Genomic DNA, 18806 nt, shown 5'->3' with positions numbered 1-18806 from the left:
TCGGAGCGTTAAGAGGACGTCGGCACAAATCTGAACGAGAAGCCGACGTTCTGCGTGTTTGTCGGGTCAGGTCCCGGGCCAGGTTGGGCAATAACCGACGTCGGTATCTGCCTGGCATTTTGGGTCAGAGGTGGCGCTTCCTGCCAAAAAGGCTGGGCAGCTTGGAGTTCCAACGCAATCTGAATGAGACCGGCTTCGTCCCACATGCGACCACCGAGTTGGACTCCGAACGGAAGTCCGGTCTCCTTCGACCTTCCGGCCGGCGTCGTGACAACCGGAGCGCCTGTGTAGTTGGCCCAGGCGACGTCGGCGGTGACTCCGTCGAACAGTGCGATGCCCGCGACCTCAGAACGCTTACTGCCGTCCACACTGGCGCCTGGTACGAGAATGGCGTCGAGATTCTGCTCGGAGAGCATGCGGTTGTAGTCGTGTTGGTAGCGAAGCCTGTTGTGCGCCAACGTCATGTAGTCGGCGACTGGAACCGCCATCGATGCAAGGGCCTGCCCGACGAAGAGTGCTCGCTCCGGTTTGTACAGTCCGATCCGGTCGGAGAACTGCTGGTGATAATGGCCGGCCTCGGCCATATCTCCGGTCAGTAGTCCTGTCGGATAGGTCGGCATCGTCACGTCGACAAGGGTGCCCCCGAGTGCGACGACGGTGTCGGTGAACGCGGCGAACAGTGTGCCCAACGACGCCGGCAATTTGTCGACACCTTTACGGGGGATGCCGAATCGGCGGCCGGCGAGCGGTGACTGTCCGCCCTGAGCTGCCAAGGGGTACCCGTCAGCCGGAACCGGGGGACCGGCAGACGTAGTTGGATCGTTGACGTCGACGCCGGCCATGTAACTGAGCAGCAAGGACGCATCGGCCGCACTTCGGGCCATAGGGCCGGTATGGTCACGCGTCCAGTTGAGGGGGATCGTTCCGTACGTGCTGCAACGTCCGAAAGTCGGCTTGACAGAGGTGATTCCCGTTGCGCTTGCCGGCAAGCGGAGCGATCCGCCAGTGTCGGTTCCAGTTGCCAGCGGACTGAAGCGGGCGGCCAGGACTGCAGCACTGCCGCCCGACGACCCACCCGGTGAGTACTCGGCATTCCAGGGGTTGCCCACTTGTGCCGTCGCCACACCGATGGCGAACTCGTCGCAGTGCGCGTGACCCATCAACACCATGCCCGCGTCACTCAGGCGGCGCCATACGGTCGAGTCACCCGCGGCGATGTTCCCTTCGAGGACGCGACTCGAGGCTGTGACCGGTAATCCCGATACCGCAAACATATCTTTCAGAGCGATCGGCAACCCACAGACCAGTGGTGGCGCTTCACCGTCGCTCGTCCGCCCTGCGGTCGAGAGTCGTTGCGCTGCCTTCTCGGCGGCAGCGTACGCGACCTCCGGATAGATCCGGATCCATGAACCGATTCCACCGTCGTACTCGTGACTGCGTGTCAAGCACGCGTCGAGTAGCTCGCGTGGATGAAGGATGCCTTCCTGGAGCAGACTCGCGGCTTCGGTAGCGCTGAGCAGTGCAGGGTCGGTCGCGTCAATTGTGCTCGGAGCCGGCAATTGACTGTGTCGAGACGCCGAACGAATCGGCGTGGCTGCTGCAGGTTGTACGGCAGCGCCAACTGCAGTGGCACCGGCTACTCCGAGTGCCGTTGCGGCGCCGAGGAAACCACGTCGGGAAATGCCTGTGTTCACAAGAGATGCCTTCGAAAGTGTTGCTGGGGATGATCAGGAGATCTTGTCAGGTCAGGTAAGCGGAACCGCATCTGACGACAAAGGCCACCTGCTCGCGACACTCCACAACGGGAGTGTCGCGAGCAGGTGGCCTTCGAGGTGAATCAGAGGCAAATCAGATTCCGAGCGAACCGGCGATGAACGGCCACGACTTGTGGAGATCGTCCTGCCAGTAACCCCACGAGTGGGTGCCCGTCGGGCGGAAGTCGACCACGGCGGGAATGTTCAGCTCGTACAGGCGCTTGGCCATGTTGGAGGTGCACAGGTTGGTAGCAGCTTCGATGACGCCGCCGACGATGATCTGGTTCTCCAGGTTTGCGCGTCCGTCATTCATGCGAGGGTTGAGGCTCGTGTCGTTCGGGAAGCCGGGAAGACCGTTGCCGGTGCTCATGTAGATCGGAGTTCCGCGGAGCTTTTCGGCGTTGACCAGCGGATCGTGATCGCGCCAGCCCTGACCGTCGAGCGGACCCCACATGTTGGTGACGTCGTCGACTCCACCGATCCATTCGGTGGTGATTCTGACGAACTGCTGGCCGAGCGGGTCACTGGTCTGAGCGCAGCCACTGTACGCGGCAACCGAGTTGTACAGTCCGGGGTGCTCGATGGCGAGGTTCAGAACAGACGTACCGGACATCGAGATCGCGGACAGTGCCTGTTCGCCGTTGCTGCCCAGTTCCTTGTTCAGGAGTGGAGGCAGTTCCTCGCCGAGGAAGGTCGACCACTTGTTGCGTCCGGCCTTCGGGTCGTCCTGCTCCCAATCCGTGTAATAGGAGAGGCGTCCGCCCACCGGCGTCGCGACATTGACGTTCTTGTCACTGAAGAAGTCGACGACGTCGGTCTGACGCTGCCAGGTCGCGGAGTCTTCGCCACCGCCTGCGCCGTTCAAGAGGTAGAGAATAGGACGTGGTTCGGAATTATCGGCCGGGGTGATGACCTGAATGGGCACCATCTTGTCCATCGACGCAGCGTAGACATTGACGACGAGTTGCCGATCATTGATCTTCTGCACGGACTTGACGTACGAACCGTTCGCGGCCACGTCGGATGCGGAATTGCCCGAGTTGTCGGGAGCGGCTTGTGCAATACCGGCGGTGAACAATGAGCAGGCGATTGCCAGAACTCCGACATGTGTGGCGCGACGCCAGGCTGGTTTCGTGTTTCGCGTCAAGACTTCTTACCTCTCGGTTGAAACGGTTCTCGGAAAAGCGGCGGTCTTTGCTTCCCGATTGGATATGTCGACCCGACCGTCGGATACGTTACGGGACGCCCCCGACTCGGTAGATCGATTTTCATTCAGGCGTTAGTCCGATGCAGCCCGACGGTATCCCTGAATTGCCGGATATATGAATATTGCGATCATTCCGAAGGACCAGGCAAATGTTTTGAGCACAGGTTCGAGAACTGGCCCACCAAGCGACATTCCTCGCATCGCTTCCACTGCTACCGACATCGGTTGTGCTGCGATCACCGGTTGCAACCAGACGGGATACGCCATTGTGGGGACAAAACCACTGTTGAAGAACATCAGCAGTGTGCAAACGATGGAGACGATCTCGACGAGTGGAAGATTGTCCGACACTGTAGCGAGAGCCGTCACCATCACGGCAAATCCGATACCGAAGACAATCGGCAGAAGGAGCATTCCGATCGCGGCAACTGGGCCTTGGTTGAATCGGAAACCGGCGATGAAACCGACTCCGATGATCACGATCGTCGTCACGAGGACACGGATGGCCTCGGCGATCATGCGCCCGACCAACCCCGACGCACGGTGGGCCGGCAGCGTCCAGAAGCGGCTGAGTAGTCCGCTGGTCTTCTCGGTCCGTAGCCCGACAGCACTGGCAATGGAACCGAACATCGCGCCGACCAGAATGATCAGCGGAACAGTTCCGTAGATACTCGGCTGACCGGTGGCCGCGCTGATCGAGTTTCCGAGGACAACGCGGAACATGATGAGCGTCAAGGCCGGGTACAACAACGCTTGGATAGCGGTGGATGGATCCCGCGCCCAACTGACGAGCAGCCGCCGAGCTTGAATCAGGCTGTGAGTCCACAGAGCCTTCGCGGAGTTTTCCGGCAACGCGGCGTTGGGTTCCGGAAAGTTCAGCGTGCGACCGCGTCGTGGCTCGCTCTGGTCGAGTTTGCTCCTGTCGGTACTTGTCATCATGCCCGCCTTGTACTTGCCCAGTAGGCAAGGGGAGCGCAGACGACCAGCAGTCCCAACGACCACATCACAACCGGGAACATCGTGTGCGACGTGACGCCGCCGTGCGCGAGATCGCGCATCGCGAAGGAGAATTGTGAGACTGGCTGATTGCGCACGAAGGGGCGGATCCACTCGGGAAAGCCCGTCTCAGGAGCGAACCCACACGAGAGCATGCCCAGGATCAGCTGGGGAAGGGTAAGGGCCTGGCTGGTTGCCTGCGGGCTCTTCGAGAGTGAGCCGATAGCGTCGGCGCCCAGTGACAAGCAGGTGCTGAACACCAAAGCCAAGCCGCAGAAGAGCGCTGCCTGGCCAAACCCTTCGGTGAATCGAAAACCGATCGCATGTCCGTAGACGAGTGCGGCCGTCAACGACACCACGGAACGGACGAATCCGCTGCTCATCCGGGACAGCAAGGGGACCGGTCCGTACACCGGCATGGTCTGCATGCGCGAGCTGAATCCGGTGATCTTCTCTTTTGCCGACATCTGCGCGGCCGAAATCGACGTGAAGGCCATCGCCTGCAACACGATGATCGGCATCAGGAACTGCGCGTAGTCGATGCCTTGGAGCTGCATCACGAACTTCAACGGCAGGTAGAAACCCACAGTGAAGATCAGTGGAGCGATGACGGCGATAACCAACTCGTAGCGTCGAACCATCGCCCGCAACGTGCGACCCGTGAGAACCCACCACTGCATGAGCGCCGACGGATTCGGGCGACGGTGACGTCCCACTCGCGTGGCAGCCGGAACCGAGATCTCACGGCGACCGGTCTTCTGCAGCGTCAGGTTCGGGGTTTGGTACTTGGTCGTAGTGGTCATGCAGGCTCACCGGCCTTGCCGGGTTCGGCAGCCTGAGGGCGTCCGGTCAACGAGAGGAAAACATCGTCGAGAGACGGGCGCCGCAGGGCGATGTCGGCAAGCGGAATTCTCGCGTGATCGAGGCGGCGCAAGGCCTCGGCAAGCGTCGCGGAACCGCGCGGTGCCGGGATTGCGATCTTTCCGTTGTCCTTGGCGATATCGAAACGGAAGTCCGGCGGAAGTAGGTTGCCCAGAGCGTTGGCTGCGGGGCCGAGCAACTCGGCGGACAGTGGAACGATCTCGCAGAAGCTCGCTCCCGTACGGGCCTTGAGCTGATCTGCGGTTCCCTCGGCGATGACCGAGCCCTTGTCGATCACGATGATGTTGTCGCTGAGAAGGTCGGCTTCCTCGAGGTACTGCGTAGTCAGCAGAACCGTGATGCCTTGTTCCTTCAGCGTTTGAACGAGATTCCACACGCTCTGACGGCTGCGTGGATCCAATCCGGTGGTCGGTTCGTCGAGGAATACGACCTCGGGACGAACGACGAGCCCGCAGGCGATGTCGATGCGACGACGCATACCGCCCGAGTAGTTGGCCACTGTGCGAGCGCCGGCCTCGACCAGGTCGAACTCTTCCAGGAGGTCAGCGGCCCGCTGCTTCGCCGACGCACGATCCAGGCCCATCAACTGTGCAAACAGTTCGATGTTCTCGCGGCCGGTCAGTGCATTGTCGAGTGCCGCGAACTGCCCCGTCATCATGATCGAACGACGAACTTCGGGGGCATTTCGTACCGCGTCGTATCCGGCGATCATCGCGCGTCCGCTGTCGGGACGGATCAGGGTCGACAGCACCTTGACCGTGGTGGTCTTGCCTGCACCGTTGGGTCCGAGAATGCCGAGAACCGATCCTTTGGGGGCCTGGAAGTTGATACCGCGCAGAGCGTGGACATCTTTGAAGGACTTGTGAACGTCCTCCACGACTACAGCCGCGTCCGTGGGAAAGGGCATCAATTCTCCGCTGTCTACATGGATGTGGTGGGGCTACCTTGGGTGGCCTGGTTGTGCCGATCCGGCTTGTGGTGAGGCCGGAGGGCGCAGCCGCGGATGACCCACACGGATTGCGGGAACCTTGGTTGTCTATCTCCGAACGCACTGAGCATGTTACCGGAGGTGACACGTGCAACTTTGGCCTCAGACGGGGTGATTCGGTCGCTTTGCCTGGATAAGGCAAGCAAGCACGCAGTTGGGCCAGGACTAATTTGTGTGCCATCGCACACTCGGTTGCTCCGTGTCGGATACCTGACCGCATCGGTCGAATATCGTGCGTGGTGATAGCGTGCCGTCCATGGGCGTCCAGTTGTCGGTTGTTGTTCCGGTGTACAACGAAAAAGAATATCTTTCGGAATGCCTGGAATCCTTGTTGGAACAAGGCGACGATATTTCCGAGATAGTGGTTGTGGACAACAACTCGACCGACGGAACAGCTGAGATAATCAAAGAATTCGAACGGCGCTCGCCGAAGATTCGCTATTTAGTGGAAACTCGGCAAGGTGTTGTTTTTGCCCGAAATCTGGGATTCAATTCAGTGCAGGGAGAATTGATCGGCAGAGTGGATGCCGATACCCGGGTACTACCTGGCTGGGCTCGCGAAATACATGATCTGTTCACGGATCGGGAATTCGATGCCGTCACCGGATTCTCGTTGTTCTACGAATCGCCGTTCGCAACCGCGCAGCGCAACGCAGTTGCAAAGCAGGACAATCTCGGAAATCTCGGTGGCCTCAAAGATGCGCCTTCCCTGACCGGGTCGAATATGGCGATCAGAAAATCTGCTTGGCTGTCCGTGCAGGGATCGGTCAGTGATCGCAAGGATTTCCACGAAGACGTCGATCTGTCGTACTGCCTTCTCGGAAATGGCATGAAAATAGTCCAGAACCTTGCCATGCGAGCAGAAGTGTCCGGGCGCCGCGGGGAAACCGGTCCGATCGAGTTTCTGTCCTACAACAAAGCGTCTATCGCAACACTGAAACACCACGGCGCAATGAACCGTCGACTTCGCTTCATGATTTTCCGTAGTTCGATACTTCACACAGTTCTGTGGCCCGCATATCGCATGTACGACAAGAACACCCACGCAATGTCCGTGAAGCGACTGTTCTTCAGACCCGCCGCCCGTCAGATGCCGGTCGAGGCCTGAAGGAAGGATCCCTACGGTAGAGGGCGGTCGACACCGAGCGCGTCGTACAACTTTTTGATCCCACTGAAGTCCTGCACGAGTAAGCCGGATTCGGGAGAGTGCTCGACGTCGTCGATCATCCGGTGACCGCCGGCGATGCCCTCGGTATCCATGATCGCCCGCCACGCGCCGAAATCATTGCCGGCAAATGCTGCCATCGCGTCAGCCGCGCCGTCGACGAACCGTCGACGCTCATCCAAATCGAGAGTGTCGAACACTGAGACAGCCAGAGCGTCGGCGATCGACGCGTGACAAAGTTCGTCGCGATTGTGAAGTCGGACCGTCGCACGATTGACCGGCTGAATGTCCTCACCGTCGATGATCACGTCCAGGTACGAGCTGATCGAGATCTCGGCGACGGTCATATATGCCAGTGCGACCACTGCGCGGGAACGCTCATCGGAGCATTCCGACAGTGCTTGCGCGCGAGCACGCACAGTCAGAACGTCCGGGAGAGACTTCGTCGGCAGCGACCATCCCCGTCCGCGACGGGTCGAGGAACTCGCGTTCAGATGCATCAGCGTGTGGTATTGCTCGTCGACCATGGCCTGATTGACAGCGACCGCGACGGAATCGGCGAACCCGACATCGAACGCGTCCACCGCGAGTAGCTCGAACCCGGGATTCACCACGCACCGCTCGATATCCATGACGTTCTTGTTGAAGGCAATCCAGGCCCACGCGCGGAGCCGTTCTTGCTGCTGCGGCGCGAGTGCCGTGTACACAGGGTGCTGGGCAAACGGCAGCAACGAGTCCGGATAGTCGAGTTTTGTGTGGTCGAAGAGATCGTCCAGATCAGGTTCGGGCTTCTTGACGGCGGCGCGACGAGGCCAGTTCTCGGCAAGTCGGCGCACGATTGCGCTCTCGACGGGATCCTCGGCGTCGAAGCCGGGAAGCGCAGGTGGTGCCACTCGATTGTGCATTGGTCCTCCTACTCTCGGTTGCGCTCGGCTTCGTGGGAGCCGAGGTCCTCGAAGAGCGTCGCGGCGACCTCGTTCAGTTCCTCCGTCTGATTACCCAGCGCACCGGCCGCCGACGCTACGAGATCCGAAAAGTCGTCGAAATTTCCTGTTGCCGTCTCCAACCGGGCAGCCGCAGCAGTCAACGCTTTGCGCGCAGTCGCGGCATAGGGATTGCCCGATTGAACATCCCAGTACACCTCGGGCTCGCCCGTGACGATTCTGGCAAGCAATGCGGAGAGTGTTCGATGCGGCGGCGGTCCGACATCGAGGGCGAGCTCCGGCGCCACGTCGAGTTCCGTCAACGCCAGACCGAAAGCCAACACCGAAGCATGGGTCAGGGCCTGGGTGGCAGCGGCCAGCCGATCATGACGGTCCGGATCCATGACAGGCGTCGACGCACCCCATGATCTGACCTCGTCGAGGAATTCGCGACACCGGGGGCCGTCGACGTAGGGAACCGCGATGACAGCCCGACCACGCGGGCCGAGGGAAGGCCGGAACATCGGGTTGAGTCCGAGGAATTCACCGGTGCGACCGGATTCCTCGACGGCAACGGCAATGCGGGATTTGACCGACAAGGTGTCGACGATCAGCGTGTCGGCGCGTGCGGCACGCGTCAGGGTCGGCAATGCTGCGAGTGCGGTTTGCTCGGCTACGGCCAGGACAATCAGTTCCGCCTGCGCGAGTGCGCCCCGTACCGGCCCGTCGGGGCAGGAGATATCGCCGACGAGATCGCTGCCGCGCGTCCGGTCCAGAACCGTCACGGATCTGCCGTCGTCGCGCAGGAGATCGACGAACATGGATCCCACCGCTCCGGCGCCACCCACTACGATCACATCACCCTGCGCCGGCATCGTGGGCTACCTTCCTATGCCCTTCTGGTAGCTCGGAGCTACATCGAGTGCGCGGAGCATCGTCGACGCCTTGACCGTTGTCTCGTCGAATTCCTCCTCCGCGTCCGACAGCGCGGTGATAGCGCCGCCGATACCGAAGCTCACTCCGGAAGACGTCGAAACCAGGGAGCGGATAACGATCGACAGATCGGCAGCGCCGCCGAGCGCAAAGTATCCGATCGAGCCGGAATACACTCCGCGAGGACCTGATTCGAGTCGGTCGATGATTTCCATCGTGCGCACTTTGGGTGCGCCCGTCATCGATCCGCCGGGAAACGCCGCTCGAACGCAGTCGACCGCTGACGAGTCGCCGCGCAACATTCCGCGCACCGTCGAGACCATCTGGTGAACGGATGAATACGATTCGATCCCGAACAAACGTGGCACGTGGACGCTTCCCGGAACGCAGACTTTCGCCAGGTCGTTTCGGGTGAGATCAACGATCATCAGATTCTCTGCTCGGTCCTTCTCACTGTCGAGGAGGTCTTGCCGCAGTGCCGCGTCCCGCGCCCGAGTGACGCCACGGGGGCGAGTGCCTTTGATCGGTTTGCTCTCCACCTTGCCGTTGGAATCGACTCGTAGGAATCGTTCCGGAGACGCTGAGATGACCGCAATTCCGGTGAAATCGAGCAGTGCGCTGTAGGGAGTGGGGTTGATTGCACGTAGATACTCGAATGTGCGCAGGGAGTCGATTGCCCCGTCGACAGCGGCCATATTGGTCAGGCACACCTCGTACGATTCACCGACGCGGATCTGTTCGAGCGCGTCCTCGATCAACGACAGGTACCGAGCCCGGTCGTGACGCAAACGTGCTTGTGCCCAAACTGTTTCGCTGATCAGGGGAACCGGAATTCGCTCCTCGTCAGCGGCGCCGACTGCGGCAAGGACGTTGACGGCATGTGCGAGCCAATCGTCACAATCGTCTGCCTGCTGTGTTTCACGTACCGGGGTTTCACGTAGTCGCAAGACATGGGTTTTGCCGGCAGTGTGATCGATGACAATCGCGCGATCCGCGAAAACCATTGCCGCGTCGGGCGCCTCGGACGAGTGAGCACGGTGACCACCGGTCTGCGCCTTCAATTCGTATCCGAGGTAGCCGACATATCCGAGGTTGAAGTCCAGTTCCGGATCTGCGGGAATGTAGCGCGTCGCGAGTTGTCCGTCGAGATAGTCGAAGAACGGGACGTGAATGTGCTCGTCAGGCAGCCCCTTTCGCGTCACGGTGAGAACTCCGGCGTCTACGTCATAGGTGATGAACTCCGCCAACGGACCGGAAGAGTCGCCCATGATCGTGAACCGCGCATCGGGTTCCGACGTGGCTGCTCGATCGAGCCAGTACGGGTTTGGTCCGTCGGCAAAGAGAGCGGCGTATGCGGCGGACGGATCCACGGCAAAATCGAGCCGCACCTTGTCGACCTGGTACGACGACGCCGGCCGCAAACTTGGTGCCCGGGGAGTCGGATCCGGGCGCATCACGGACTCGAGAGTTCGGCCGACCGACAGATCGCGGAAGTTCGTGAGCAGTTCCACTCCGAATTCGGTGCTGATCGACTCGGGATGGAACTGAACTCCCCACATCGGCTTCGTCCGATGCCGCACTCCCATGATCACGCCATCCGGCGTCCATGCCGTCCGAACGAACTCGTCGGGAAGATTCTCGACGGCCAGTGAGTGGTAGCGGACTGCACGGAACGGAGAGGGCAGGCCGGCAAATACTCCGGACCCGTCGTGGTCGACAAGAGAAATCCGCCCGTGCATGGGTGCCGGCGCGAGTACGACATCTGCGCCGAACAGCTGACACAGTCCTTGATGTCCGAGGCACACACCGAGTAGGGGGAGCGGACCTTCGTCGATGAACCTGCGGCTGATCCCGAAATCCCGTTCCCGATCCGGTCGACCCGGCCCGGGGGAGATCACCACGTTGTCGAACTCGGCGAGATCGAGGGATTCCCACTCGGCGTCGTTGGTCACCACAGTGGGCACCACGCCGTTGACCTTGGTCAAGAGGGTGAAAAGGTTGTACGTGAACGAGTCGTAATTGTCCACGAGGAGCGTGCGGGAACTCATCTCGTTAATCCTGATCTCGGGCCGACTGATTCCCGCACATTTTCCACGTTTGCTTCCGGCCCGTCGATCACCAGGTCCTCGAGACGGCATGTTTCTGCGATCAGGAGCTCGTAAAGGGAGCTGAAGAACTCAGGTGACAGGTTGTGCTGGCGGGCGAATTGACGCGCGCGTTCCTGCACGACATGTACGCGAGACGGCTGCATCATCGGAACGTGACTGGTCCGCTTCCACTCGCCGATCTGCAGGCATAACAGGAGTCGTTCACGCACGGTCTCGAGCAGGGTGGCGTCGATGGCGTCGAGTTGGCGCCGGAATTTCTCCAGGTCGTCGCCGGGATTACGGTCGTGGGTCTGCGCGATCTCCCCGTGCGCGTCGGTGCCGGTCGAGTGCTGGAAGTCTGCCACGGTGCCTCCTGCTGCTGCGCTGTCGGAGGCGACGCCTACCCGTGACCGACGCGTTCAGCTGGCGCCGGCCACCGGTACCCCGACCGATCATCGCCGTTCGGGAAGGTGTTCCACCAATCCGGCGACTCGAAACCCTGGACATTCGTTCCTGCGAAGGCCACTTCTCGGTGTCGTGGACGACGTCGATGTTCGTGAATCGTCCTGTTGCCCAAATGTATTCGTACTAGTTGTTACTTCTTTGTCACCCAGGTGGTGATTTCGGCGCGGACGACTTCCTGGCCGGCGCGATCGACGATCGTGATCGGCACGACCAATTCGGTGCCGGTGGAGATAGCGCTGAAATCCGGCATGGGTGAAAGCTGTGCCACGGCGCGCAGGCCGGTCTCGGCCTTGGCCAGGTACTCGACGTTCATCGATTTCGGGATCCATCGGTGGGTGCCGGGGACGGTAGCTTCGCACAACATTCCCATCGCGACTTCGGCGAGGTTGCAGGCCGCTATCGCGTGGAAAGTGCCGAGATGGTTGTGTACGCCCCACCACTTCGGGGCGCGCACCTCGCACAGGCCTGGTTCCAGGGTTGTGACGCGGGGGAGAATGGACGCGAAGTAGGGAACGCGAACCGACATGGCAAGTGAGAAAACTGCCTGACCGAATGGGTTGTTCGGAAGCTTCTGCCAGGCGCGATAGGTGGGAGTCGTCGTACTCGAGGTCGAAGTCATGACGCGATCTTACTTGGGAGTAAGATCGTTGTCGCCCACATCACTATCGGAACGTGAGTGCCCGGAGTTGAGTAATTCGGACGCCTACGGCATACTAGTCGGGTTGCCTTGTCTGGGACTGGGTCGCTTGCGGCCAAGAGCAGTCAAGGGTGAAGACGTCACGAACAGCGTGTTGGGGTAACCCACCGATGATCGTGGCCAAGTAAGACGAGATGTAAAGCAAGACGGAAGCAGTACCTACTTTGTGTTCGACTTCGAACACGTCCGGTACACATCAAGCGCCAGATGGTCGAAAGATCATCGGCGCAGGATGAGTGAGAGAGCGACACGCCCGACCGCGTGTACCGGAGAACAATGACAAACGAACAGCGGCAGCGGATCTGGATGCGTCCCGATCGCTTAAGTGTTCGTCGTGTCATCGTCCAGGCAAGGACTGTGCAGACGAGGTAGCTCGAGCCTGACCAGGTGGGCTACGAAACGCGGCAAGAAAAGGACACTAAGCGTGGCGGGACAAAAGATCCGCATCAGGCTCAAGGCCTACGACCACGAGGCGATCGACGCGTCAGCGCGCAAGATCGTCGAGACGGTAACCCGTACGGGTGCCCGCGTCGTTGGACCTGTGCCGTTGCCGACCGAGAAGAACGTATATTGCGTCATCCGCTCGCCGCACAAGTACAAGGACTCGCGCGAGCACTTCGAGATGCGTACTCACAAGCGGCTGATCGACATTCTCGACCCGACGCCGAAGACGGTTGACGCGCTTATGCGCATCGACCTTCCGGCCAGTGTCGACGTGAACATTCAGTGACGGCGGAGACAAAAACAATGACTGATACCAAGATCAAGGGAATCCTGGGCACCAAGCTCGGCATGACCCAGGTCTTCGACGAGAACAACCGGGTTGTCCCGGTCACCGTCGTCAAGGCTGGGCCGAACGTCGTAACCCAGATTCGTACCGAAGAGCGTGACGGCTACACGGCTGTTCAGCTCGCGTTCGGCGCAATCGACCCGCGCAAGGTGAACAAGCCGGTTTCCGGTCAGTTCGCCAAGGCTGGTGTGACCCCGCGTCGCCACGTCGTCGAGTTCCGCGTTGCGGATGCCTCCGACTACGAGGTCGGCCAGGAACTCACCGCTGAGGTCTTCGAGGACGGCGCATTCGTCGACGTCACCGGAACCAGCAAGGGTAAGGGATTCGCCGGAACCATGAAGCGTCACGGCTTCAAGGGACAGGGTGCATCGCACGGTACCCAGGCCGTTCACCGTCGCCCCGGCTCCATCGGCGGCTGTGCAACTCCCGGCCGCGTGTTCAAGGGCATGCGCATGTCCGGACGCATGGGTAGCGACCGCATCACGACGCAGAACCTCTCGGTCCACAAGGTGGATGCCGAGAACGGCCTGCTGCTGATCAAGGGTGCGATCCCCGGCCGCAAGGGCGGCCTCGTGATCGTCAAGAGTGCAGTGAAGGGTGGTGCACGAGCATGACCAGCACCGAGACCAAGTTGACCCTGGACGTCAAGGTCGCCGGCGGCAAGACCAACGGCACCGTCGATCTCCCCGCTGAGATCTTCGACGCTCCGGCCAACATCGCGCTTCTGCATCAGGTTGTCGTCGCGCAGCTCGCCGCTGCTCGTCAGGGAACCCACTCCACCAAGACCCGCGGTGAAGTCCGCGGCGGTGGCAAGAAGCCGTACCGCCAGAAGGGCACCGGCCGCGCACGCCAGGGCTCGACTCGCGCACCTCAGTTCGTCGGTGGCGGAACCGTTCACGGCCCGCAGCCGCGTGACTACAGCCAGCGCACCCCCAAGAAGATGAAGGCAGCCGCTCTCCGCGGAGCCCTCTCTGACCGCGCACGCAACGAGCGCATCCACGTCATCACCGAACTGGTTGCAGGGCAGACGCCTTCGACCAAGAACGCAATCGCGTTCCTCGGCGAGATCTCGGATCGCAAGAAGCTGCTGCTCGTCGTGGGTCGCCAGGATGTAGCCGCTTGGAAGAGCGTGCAGAACCTGGAAGGCGTGCATCCCATTGCACCCGACCAGCTCAACACCTACGACGTGCTCAATGCGGATGACGTCGTGTTCAGCGTCGAGGCGCTCAACGCGTTCATCCACGGGCCCGCCGAGACCGCCCAGGAAGAGAACAAGGAGGAGGCCAAGTGACGACCATCGCTGACCCCCGCGACATCCTGCTGGCACCGGTCATCTCCGAGAAGTCCTACGGACTTATCGAGGAAGGCACCTACACCTTCCTGGTGCACCCGGACTCGAACAAGACGCAGATCAAGATTGCCGTCGAGAAGGTCTTCGGTGTCACTGTGACCAGCGTCAACACCGCCAACCGTCAGGGCAAGCGTAAGCGGACGAAGTTCGGTTACGGAAAGCGCAAGAACACCAAGCGCGCTCTCGTGACTCTCGCCGCCGACAGCAAGCCCATCGAGATCTTCGGAGGACCGGTCGCGTAAGCGCCGGGACTTGACGAGACATAGAGGACGAGAAGACTCATGGCAATCCGTAAGTACAAGCCGACAACACCGGGCCGTCGTGGCTCGAGCGTCTCGGACTTCGCCGAGATCACTCGGTCGACCCCCGAGAAGTCGCTGGTTCGCCCGCTGCACGGCCGTGGTGGCCGTAACGCACACGGTCGTATCACCACCCGTCACAAGGGCGGCGGGCACAAGCGCGCCTACCGACTGATCGATTTCCGTCGCAACGACAAGGACGGAATCCCGGCCAAGGTCGCTCACATCGAGTACGACCCCAACCGCACAGCAAACATCGCACTCCTGCATTACGCAGACGGTGAGAAGCGCTACATCATCGCCCCCAAGGGCCTGGTGCAGGGTTCACCGATCGAGTCCGGTGCAGGCGCCGACATCAAGCCGGGCAACAACCTGCCGCTGCGCAACATCCCGACAGGTACCACCATCCACGGTGTGGAACTGCGTCCCGGCGGCGGAGCCAAGATGGCCCGTTCCGCAGGTGCCAGCATCCAGCTCCTCGGTAAGGAAGGCTCCTACGCCACGCTGCGTATGCCGTCCGGTGAAATCCGTCGCGTCGACGTGCGCTGCCGCGCATCCGTCGGCGAGGTCGGCAACGCCGAGCAGTCGAACATCAACTGGGGCAAGGCCGGCCGTATGCGTTGGAAGGGCAAGCGCCCGACCGTTCGTGGTGTCGTGATGAACCCGGTCGACCACCCGCATGGTGGCGGCGAGGGCAAGACCTCCGGTGGTCGCCACCCGGTCAGCCCGTGGGGTAAGCCGGAAGGCCGTACCCGCAAGAACAAGGCAAGCGACAAGATGATTGTTCGTCGCCGCCGTACCGGCAAGAACAAGCGCTAGGAGGGAGTGAAGGATGCCACGCAGCCTTAAGAAGGGCCCGTTCGTCGATGACCACCTCCTCGCGAAGGTGGATGTACAGAACGAAAAGGGAACCAAGCAGGTCATCAAGACCTGGTCCCGTCGTTCGACCATCATCCCGGACTTCATCGGCCACACGTTTGCGGTTCACGACGGCCGTAAGCATGTCCCCGTGTTCGTTTCCGACTCCATGGTCGGACACAAGCTCGGAGAGTTTGCACCGACCCGTACGTTCAAGGGTCACATCAAGGATGATCGGAAGGCGAAGAGGCGATGAGCAACACCGAAACCGCCAACCCGACTGCCAAGGCAGTAGCGCGCCACGTGCGCGTTACACCGATGAAGGCACGTCGTGTTGTGGACCTGGTCCGCGGGCGCTCGGTTGAAGACGCCCTGAACATTCTGAAGTTCGCGCCGCAGGCAGCGAGCGAGCCGGTCGCCAAGGTGATCGCCTCCGCAGCAGCCAACGCCGAGAACAACCTCGACCTCGACCCGAGCACGCTTGTCGTTGCGACGGCGTTCGTGGACGAGGGCGCGACCCTCAAGCGGTTCCAGCCGCGTGCACAGGGACGTGCGTTCCGTATTCGCAAGCGCACCAGTCACATCACCGTGATCGTGGAGAGCCTGCCGAAGTCCGGAACATCGACCCGTAATCGCCGGAAGGGAAGTGCTCAGTAGTGGGCCAGAAAATCAACCCGCACGGCTTCCGTCTCGGCATCACCACCGACTGGAAGTCTCGCTGGTACGCAGACAAGCAGTACGCGGAGTACGTCAAGGAAGACGTCGCGATCCGTAAGCTCCTCGCCACCGGCATGGAGCGCGCGGGAATCGCGAAGGTCGAGATCGAGCGCACCCGTGACCGTGTTCGCGTGGACATCCACACGGCACGTCCGGGCATCGTCATCGGCCGCCGCGGCGCCGAAGCCGATCGCATCCGTTCCGAGCTCGAGAAGCTGACCGGCAAGCAGGTTCAGCTGAACATCCTCGAGGTCAAGAACGCAGAAGCTGAAGCACAGCTCGTCGCACAGGGTGTGGCCGAGCAGCTCTCGAACCGCGTTGCTTTCCGTCGTGCAATGCGCAAGGCCATTCAGTCGGCCATGCGTCAGCCGAACGTCAAGGGAATTCGCGTTCAGTGCTCCGGTCGTCTCGGCGGCGCCGAGATGTCCCGGTCGGAGTTCTACCGCGAAGGCCGTGTGCCGCTGCACACGCTTCGTGCGGACATCGACTACGGCCTCTACGAGGCCAAGACCACCTTCGGTCGCATCGGCGTCAAGGTCTGGATCTACAAGGGCGACATCGTTGGCGGCAAGCGTGAGCTCGCAGCCACCGCCGCCGCTCCGGCCGGGGATCGCCCGCGCCGCGAGCGTCCGAGCCGTCCCCGTCGTTCCGGCGCAACCGGCACCACCGCGACTAGCACCGAGGCCGGCCGCGCAGCGACCGCAACCGCCGATGCTCCCGCAACTGATCAGAATCAGGAGGGCTGACGCATGTTGATCCCTAGGCGGGTCAAGCACCGCAAGCAGCACCACCCGAGCCGTTCGGGTGCCGCCAAGGGCGGTACCCAGGTGACATTCGGTGACTACGGCATCCAGGCTCTCGAGCCTGCCTACATCACCAACCGGCAGATCGAGTCCGCTCGTATCGCCATGACTCGGCACATCAAGCGTGGCGGCAAGATCTGGATCAACATCTTCCCGGATCGCCCCCTCACGAAGAAGCCGGCCGAAACCCGAATGGGTTCCGGTAAGGGTTCGCCCGAGTGGTGGATTGCCAACGTCAAGCCCGGACGCGTTCTGTTCGAGATGACATACCCCAACGAGGAGATCGCTCGTGAGGCCCTGCGCCGCGCGATGCACAAGCTCCCGTGCAAGTGCCGGATCGTGACCAGAGAGGAGCAGTTCTGATGGCTACTGGAACCCCAGCAGCAGAGCTCCGCGAGCTCAGTGAAGACGAGCTGGTCACCCGGCTCCGCGAAGCGAAGGAAGAACTTTTCAACCTTCGTTTCCAGATGGCCACAGGCCAGATGGACAACAACCGACGACTGCGCACCGTTCGTCACGAGATCGCGCGCATCTACACCGTCCTGCGTGAGCGTGAGCTCGGACTCGCTGTGGGTCCGGATGCAGGTGACGCGGCATGAGTGAGGAAAAAGCAGTGAGCACAGAAGAGCGCGCGAGCCGTAAGGTCCGTGTCGGATACGTAGTTTCCGACAAGATGGAAAAGACGATCGTGGTCGAGCTCGAAGACCGCGTCAAGCACAAGCTCTACGGCAAGATCATCCGCCGTACGACCAAGGTGAAGGCGCATGACGAGAACGGCGTTGCCGGCGTCGGCGACCGCGTTCAGCTGATGGAAACCCGTCCGCTGTCCGCGACGAAGCACTGGCGTCTGGTCGAGGTCCTCGAAAAGGCCAAGTAAGCCTGATCGTGATCTCGAGCTGATCGAGCACAACCGAATGGCCCGCTTCCCGTTGGGGGAGTGGGCCATTCGGCTTTCGGTCAGGAATGCAGATGGTGGGCAAGGTGCGCTGATTTGGTAATCGGTGAACCCTTCCCTACAATAGAACGGTTGCCTGTGGCAGAGGTGTGTCTTCACGTGCGCAGCTCGACCGGTGCTTGCAGTGATCGCCTTCATCGATGAACTTCGGTGGGGCAGCAGCTCAGACACGACGCAGGTGGCAACAATGACCGCGCGCACCGGGTCGGTAATCCGTTGCGCACGAAATTCCAGGTCTAGGGAGATCAAGTGATTCAGCAGGAGTCGCGAGTTCGCGTCGCTGATAACACGGGTGCCAAGGAAATCCTTTGCATCCGCGTTCTCGGCGGTTCGTCACGTCGCTACGCCGGGATCGGTGACGTCATCGTCGCCACCGTCAAGGACGCAATCCCCGGTGGAAACATCAAGAAGGGTGAGGTCGTCAAGGCCGTCATCGTTCGCACGACCAAGGAGCGCCGTCGTCCGGACGGTTCCTACATCAAGTTCGACGAGAACGCAGCAGTGCTCATCAAGGCTGACAGCGATCCCCGTGGAACCCGCATCTTCGGACCCGTCGGCCGTGAGCTGCGCGAGAAGAAGTTCATGAAGATCGTTTCGCTCGCCCCGGAGGTGCTGTGATGAAGGTGCACAAGGGTGACACCGTTCTGGTCATCGCCGGTAAGGACAAGGGCGCGAAGGGCAAGGTCATTCAGGCTTTCCCCGCGACCGACAAGGTCCTCGTCGAAGGCGTGAACCGAATCAAGAAGCACACCGCGGTTTCCGCGAACGAGCGCGGAGCATCCTCCGGCGGCATCGTCACGCAGGAAGCTCCGATCCACGTATCCAACGTTGCAGTCGTCGACTCGGACGGAAACCCCACTCGCGTGGGCTACCGCACCGATGAAGAGACCGGCAAGCGCGTTCGGGTTTCCCGGAAGAACGGGAAGGACATCTGAC

The 18806-nt window shown here is 61.3% G+C and carries 24 protein-coding genes; 14 read left to right on the top strand and 10 right to left on the bottom strand.

What is annotated here, in order from left to right:
• Positions 1-8: 8 nt before the first annotated feature.
• From EEB13_RS04420 to EEB13_RS04400, 5 genes are all read right to left on the bottom strand, one after another.
• Entirely contained in the window at positions 9-1694 is a 1686-nt protein-coding gene (locus tag EEB13_RS04420; RefSeq protein ID WP_092801692.1) for an amidase, read from the bottom strand.
• 154 nt (positions 1695-1848) lie between these two features.
• Complete coding sequence (locus EEB13_RS04415) at positions 1849-2901, bottom strand: alpha/beta hydrolase (protein ID WP_045070840.1); 1053 nt, start codon at positions 2899-2901, stop codon at positions 1849-1851.
• A gap of 132 nt (positions 2902-3033) precedes the next feature.
• Complete coding sequence (locus tag EEB13_RS04410; RefSeq protein WP_033231548.1) at positions 3034-3897, bottom strand: ABC transporter permease; 864 nt, start codon at positions 3895-3897, stop codon at positions 3034-3036.
• Entirely contained in the window at positions 3897-4760 is an 864-nt protein-coding gene (locus EEB13_RS04405) for an ABC transporter permease (protein WP_033231388.1), read from the bottom strand. The genes EEB13_RS04410 and EEB13_RS04405 overlap by 1 nt, the downstream gene beginning before the upstream one ends.
• Complete coding sequence (locus EEB13_RS04400; protein ID WP_045070838.1) at positions 4757-5746, bottom strand: daunorubicin resistance protein DrrA family ABC transporter ATP-binding protein; 990 nt, start codon at positions 5744-5746, stop codon at positions 4757-4759. The genes EEB13_RS04405 and EEB13_RS04400 overlap by 4 nt, the downstream gene beginning before the upstream one ends.
• A 337-nt stretch (positions 5747-6083) precedes the next feature.
• Between EEB13_RS04400 and EEB13_RS04395 the strand changes: the two genes are divergently transcribed.
• Positions 6084-6935, top strand: a complete 852-nt coding sequence (locus EEB13_RS04395; RefSeq protein ID WP_141484686.1) for a glycosyltransferase family 2 protein — start codon at positions 6084-6086, stop codon at positions 6933-6935.
• 11 nt (positions 6936-6946) lie between these two features.
• Here the strand turns inward: EEB13_RS04395 and EEB13_RS04390 are convergent, their stop codons facing one another.
• The 5 genes from EEB13_RS04390 to EEB13_RS04370 form a co-directional block, all read right to left on the bottom strand.
• On the bottom strand, positions 6947-7897 hold the full coding sequence (locus EEB13_RS04390) for a diiron oxygenase (RefSeq protein ID WP_141484685.1): 951 nt from the start codon (positions 7895-7897) through the stop codon (positions 6947-6949).
• An 8-nt stretch (positions 7898-7905) separates the two neighbouring features.
• On the bottom strand, positions 7906-8790 hold the full coding sequence (locus EEB13_RS04385; RefSeq protein ID WP_141484684.1) for a prephenate dehydrogenase dimerization domain-containing protein: 885 nt from the start codon (positions 8788-8790) through the stop codon (positions 7906-7908).
• A 6-nt stretch (positions 8791-8796) separates the two neighbouring features.
• Positions 8797-10896, bottom strand: a complete 2100-nt coding sequence (pabB, locus tag EEB13_RS04380; protein ID WP_141484683.1) for an aminodeoxychorismate synthase component I — start codon at positions 10894-10896, stop codon at positions 8797-8799.
• Positions 10893-11300 carry a chorismate mutase family protein gene (locus tag EEB13_RS04375; RefSeq protein ID WP_084703048.1) on the bottom strand — a complete coding sequence of 136 codons (408 nt, stop codon included), beginning with the start codon at positions 11298-11300 and terminating at the stop codon, positions 10893-10895. Before EEB13_RS04375 ends, pabB begins: the two co-directional genes overlap by 4 nt.
• A gap of 230 nt (positions 11301-11530) precedes the next feature.
• Entirely contained in the window at positions 11531-12019 is a 489-nt protein-coding gene (locus EEB13_RS04370; protein WP_033231382.1) for a hotdog fold domain-containing protein, read from the bottom strand.
• Positions 12020-12521: 502 nt separating this feature from the next.
• On the opposite strand from EEB13_RS04370, the gene rpsJ reads away from it, so the two are divergent.
• The 13 genes from rpsJ (at position 12522) to rplX (ending at position 18805) form a co-directional block, all read left to right on the top strand.
• Positions 12522-12827, top strand: coding sequence for a 30S ribosomal protein S10 (gene rpsJ / locus EEB13_RS04365; RefSeq protein ID WP_003938093.1), 306 nt, complete (start codon positions 12522-12524; stop codon positions 12825-12827).
• Between the two features lie 17 nt (positions 12828-12844).
• The gene (gene rplC / locus EEB13_RS04360) at positions 12845-13501 is read left to right on the top strand and encodes a 50S ribosomal protein L3 (protein WP_033231381.1); all 657 of its coding nucleotides are present in this window, start codon (positions 12845-12847) and stop codon (positions 13499-13501) included.
• Positions 13498-14178: a 50S ribosomal protein L4 gene (rplD, locus tag EEB13_RS04355; protein ID WP_033231380.1), complete on the top strand. Its 681-nt coding sequence runs from the start codon at positions 13498-13500 to the stop codon at positions 14176-14178. Before rplC ends, rplD begins: the two co-directional genes overlap by 4 nt.
• The gene (rplW, locus tag EEB13_RS04350) at positions 14175-14480 is read left to right on the top strand and encodes a 50S ribosomal protein L23 (RefSeq protein WP_033231379.1); all 306 of its coding nucleotides are present in this window, start codon (positions 14175-14177) and stop codon (positions 14478-14480) included. The genes rplD and rplW overlap by 4 nt, the downstream gene beginning before the upstream one ends.
• A gap of 39 nt (positions 14481-14519) precedes the next feature.
• Complete coding sequence (gene rplB / locus EEB13_RS04345; RefSeq protein WP_033231378.1) at positions 14520-15356, top strand: 50S ribosomal protein L2; 837 nt, start codon at positions 14520-14522, stop codon at positions 15354-15356.
• 13 nt (positions 15357-15369) lie between these two features.
• Entirely contained in the window at positions 15370-15651 is a 282-nt protein-coding gene (rpsS, locus tag EEB13_RS04340; RefSeq protein WP_003940820.1) for a 30S ribosomal protein S19, read from the top strand.
• A complete protein-coding gene (rplV, locus tag EEB13_RS04335) occupies positions 15648-16052 on the top strand; it encodes a 50S ribosomal protein L22 (protein ID WP_033231377.1) in 405 nt (134 codons plus the stop codon). The genes rpsS and rplV overlap by 4 nt, the downstream gene beginning before the upstream one ends.
• On the top strand, positions 16052-16858 hold the full coding sequence (rpsC, locus tag EEB13_RS04330) for a 30S ribosomal protein S3 (RefSeq protein ID WP_033231376.1): 807 nt from the start codon (positions 16052-16054) through the stop codon (positions 16856-16858). The genes rplV and rpsC overlap by 1 nt, the downstream gene beginning before the upstream one ends.
• A gap of 3 nt (positions 16859-16861) precedes the next feature.
• On the top strand, positions 16862-17278 hold the full coding sequence (gene rplP / locus EEB13_RS04325; protein WP_003940899.1) for a 50S ribosomal protein L16: 417 nt from the start codon (positions 16862-16864) through the stop codon (positions 17276-17278).
• Entirely contained in the window at positions 17278-17514 is a 237-nt protein-coding gene (gene rpmC / locus EEB13_RS04320; RefSeq protein ID WP_033231375.1) for a 50S ribosomal protein L29, read from the top strand. The genes rplP and rpmC overlap by 1 nt, the downstream gene beginning before the upstream one ends.
• Positions 17511-17792, top strand: coding sequence for a 30S ribosomal protein S17 (gene rpsQ, locus EEB13_RS04315; protein WP_003941020.1), 282 nt, complete (start codon positions 17511-17513; stop codon positions 17790-17792). Before rpmC ends, rpsQ begins: the two co-directional genes overlap by 4 nt.
• Before the next feature lie 327 nt (positions 17793-18119).
• Positions 18120-18488, top strand: a complete 369-nt coding sequence (rplN, locus tag EEB13_RS04310) for a 50S ribosomal protein L14 (protein WP_003940951.1) — start codon at positions 18120-18122, stop codon at positions 18486-18488.
• Positions 18488-18805 carry a 50S ribosomal protein L24 gene (gene rplX, locus EEB13_RS04305; RefSeq protein WP_033231374.1) on the top strand — a complete coding sequence of 106 codons (318 nt, stop codon included), beginning with the start codon at positions 18488-18490 and terminating at the stop codon, positions 18803-18805. Before rplN ends, rplX begins: the two co-directional genes overlap by 1 nt.
• Position 18806 lies beyond the last annotated feature (1 nt).

This window comes from Rhodococcus sp. WS3 (assembly GCF_003797085.1).
GTDB lineage: Bacteria > Actinomycetota > Actinomycetes > Mycobacteriales > Mycobacteriaceae > Rhodococcus_F > Rhodococcus_F globerula.
Note: the sequence above shows the minus strand (reverse complement) of the source record. Positions and strands in the feature narration are given on the sequence as shown.

Coding starts and splice junctions, on each gene's coding strand:
- rplC (WP_033231381.1), top strand. CDS start 12,845: ATGACTGATACCAAGATCAAGGGAATCCTGGGCACCAAGCTCGGCATG.
- rpsS (WP_003940820.1), top strand. CDS start 15,370: ATGCCACGCAGCCTTAAGAAGGGCCCGTTCGTCGATGACCACCTCCTC.
- EEB13_RS04370 (WP_033231382.1), bottom strand. CDS start 12,019: ATGACTTCGACCTCGAGTACGACGACTCCCACCTATCGCGCCTGGCAG.
- pabB (WP_141484683.1), bottom strand. CDS start 10,896: ATGAGTTCCCGCACGCTCCTCGTGGACAATTACGACTCGTTCACGTAC.
- rplD (WP_033231380.1), top strand. CDS start 13,498: ATGACCAGCACCGAGACCAAGTTGACCCTGGACGTCAAGGTCGCCGGC.
- rpmC (WP_033231375.1), top strand. CDS start 17,278: ATGGCTACTGGAACCCCAGCAGCAGAGCTCCGCGAGCTCAGTGAAGAC.
- rplV (WP_033231377.1), top strand. CDS start 15,648: ATGAGCAACACCGAAACCGCCAACCCGACTGCCAAGGCAGTAGCGCGC.
- rplB (WP_033231378.1), top strand. CDS start 14,520: ATGGCAATCCGTAAGTACAAGCCGACAACACCGGGCCGTCGTGGCTCG.
- rplP (WP_003940899.1), top strand. CDS start 16,862: ATGTTGATCCCTAGGCGGGTCAAGCACCGCAAGCAGCACCACCCGAGC.
- EEB13_RS04405 (WP_033231388.1), bottom strand. CDS start 4,760: ATGACCACTACGACCAAGTACCAAACCCCGAACCTGACGCTGCAGAAG.
- EEB13_RS04385 (WP_141484684.1), bottom strand. CDS start 8,790: ATGCCGGCGCAGGGTGATGTGATCGTAGTGGGTGGCGCCGGAGCGGTG.
- EEB13_RS04410 (WP_033231548.1), bottom strand. CDS start 3,897: ATGACAAGTACCGACAGGAGCAAACTCGACCAGAGCGAGCCACGACGC.
- EEB13_RS04390 (WP_141484685.1), bottom strand. CDS start 7,897: ATGCACAATCGAGTGGCACCACCTGCGCTTCCCGGCTTCGACGCCGAG.
- EEB13_RS04395 (WP_141484686.1), top strand. CDS start 6,084: ATGGGCGTCCAGTTGTCGGTTGTTGTTCCGGTGTACAACGAAAAAGAA.
- EEB13_RS04400 (WP_045070838.1), bottom strand. CDS start 5,746: ATGCCCTTTCCCACGGACGCGGCTGTAGTCGTGGAGGACGTTCACAAG.
- rpsQ (WP_003941020.1), top strand. CDS start 17,511: ATGAGTGAGGAAAAAGCAGTGAGCACAGAAGAGCGCGCGAGCCGTAAG.
- rplX (WP_033231374.1), top strand. CDS start 18,488: ATGAAGGTGCACAAGGGTGACACCGTTCTGGTCATCGCCGGTAAGGAC.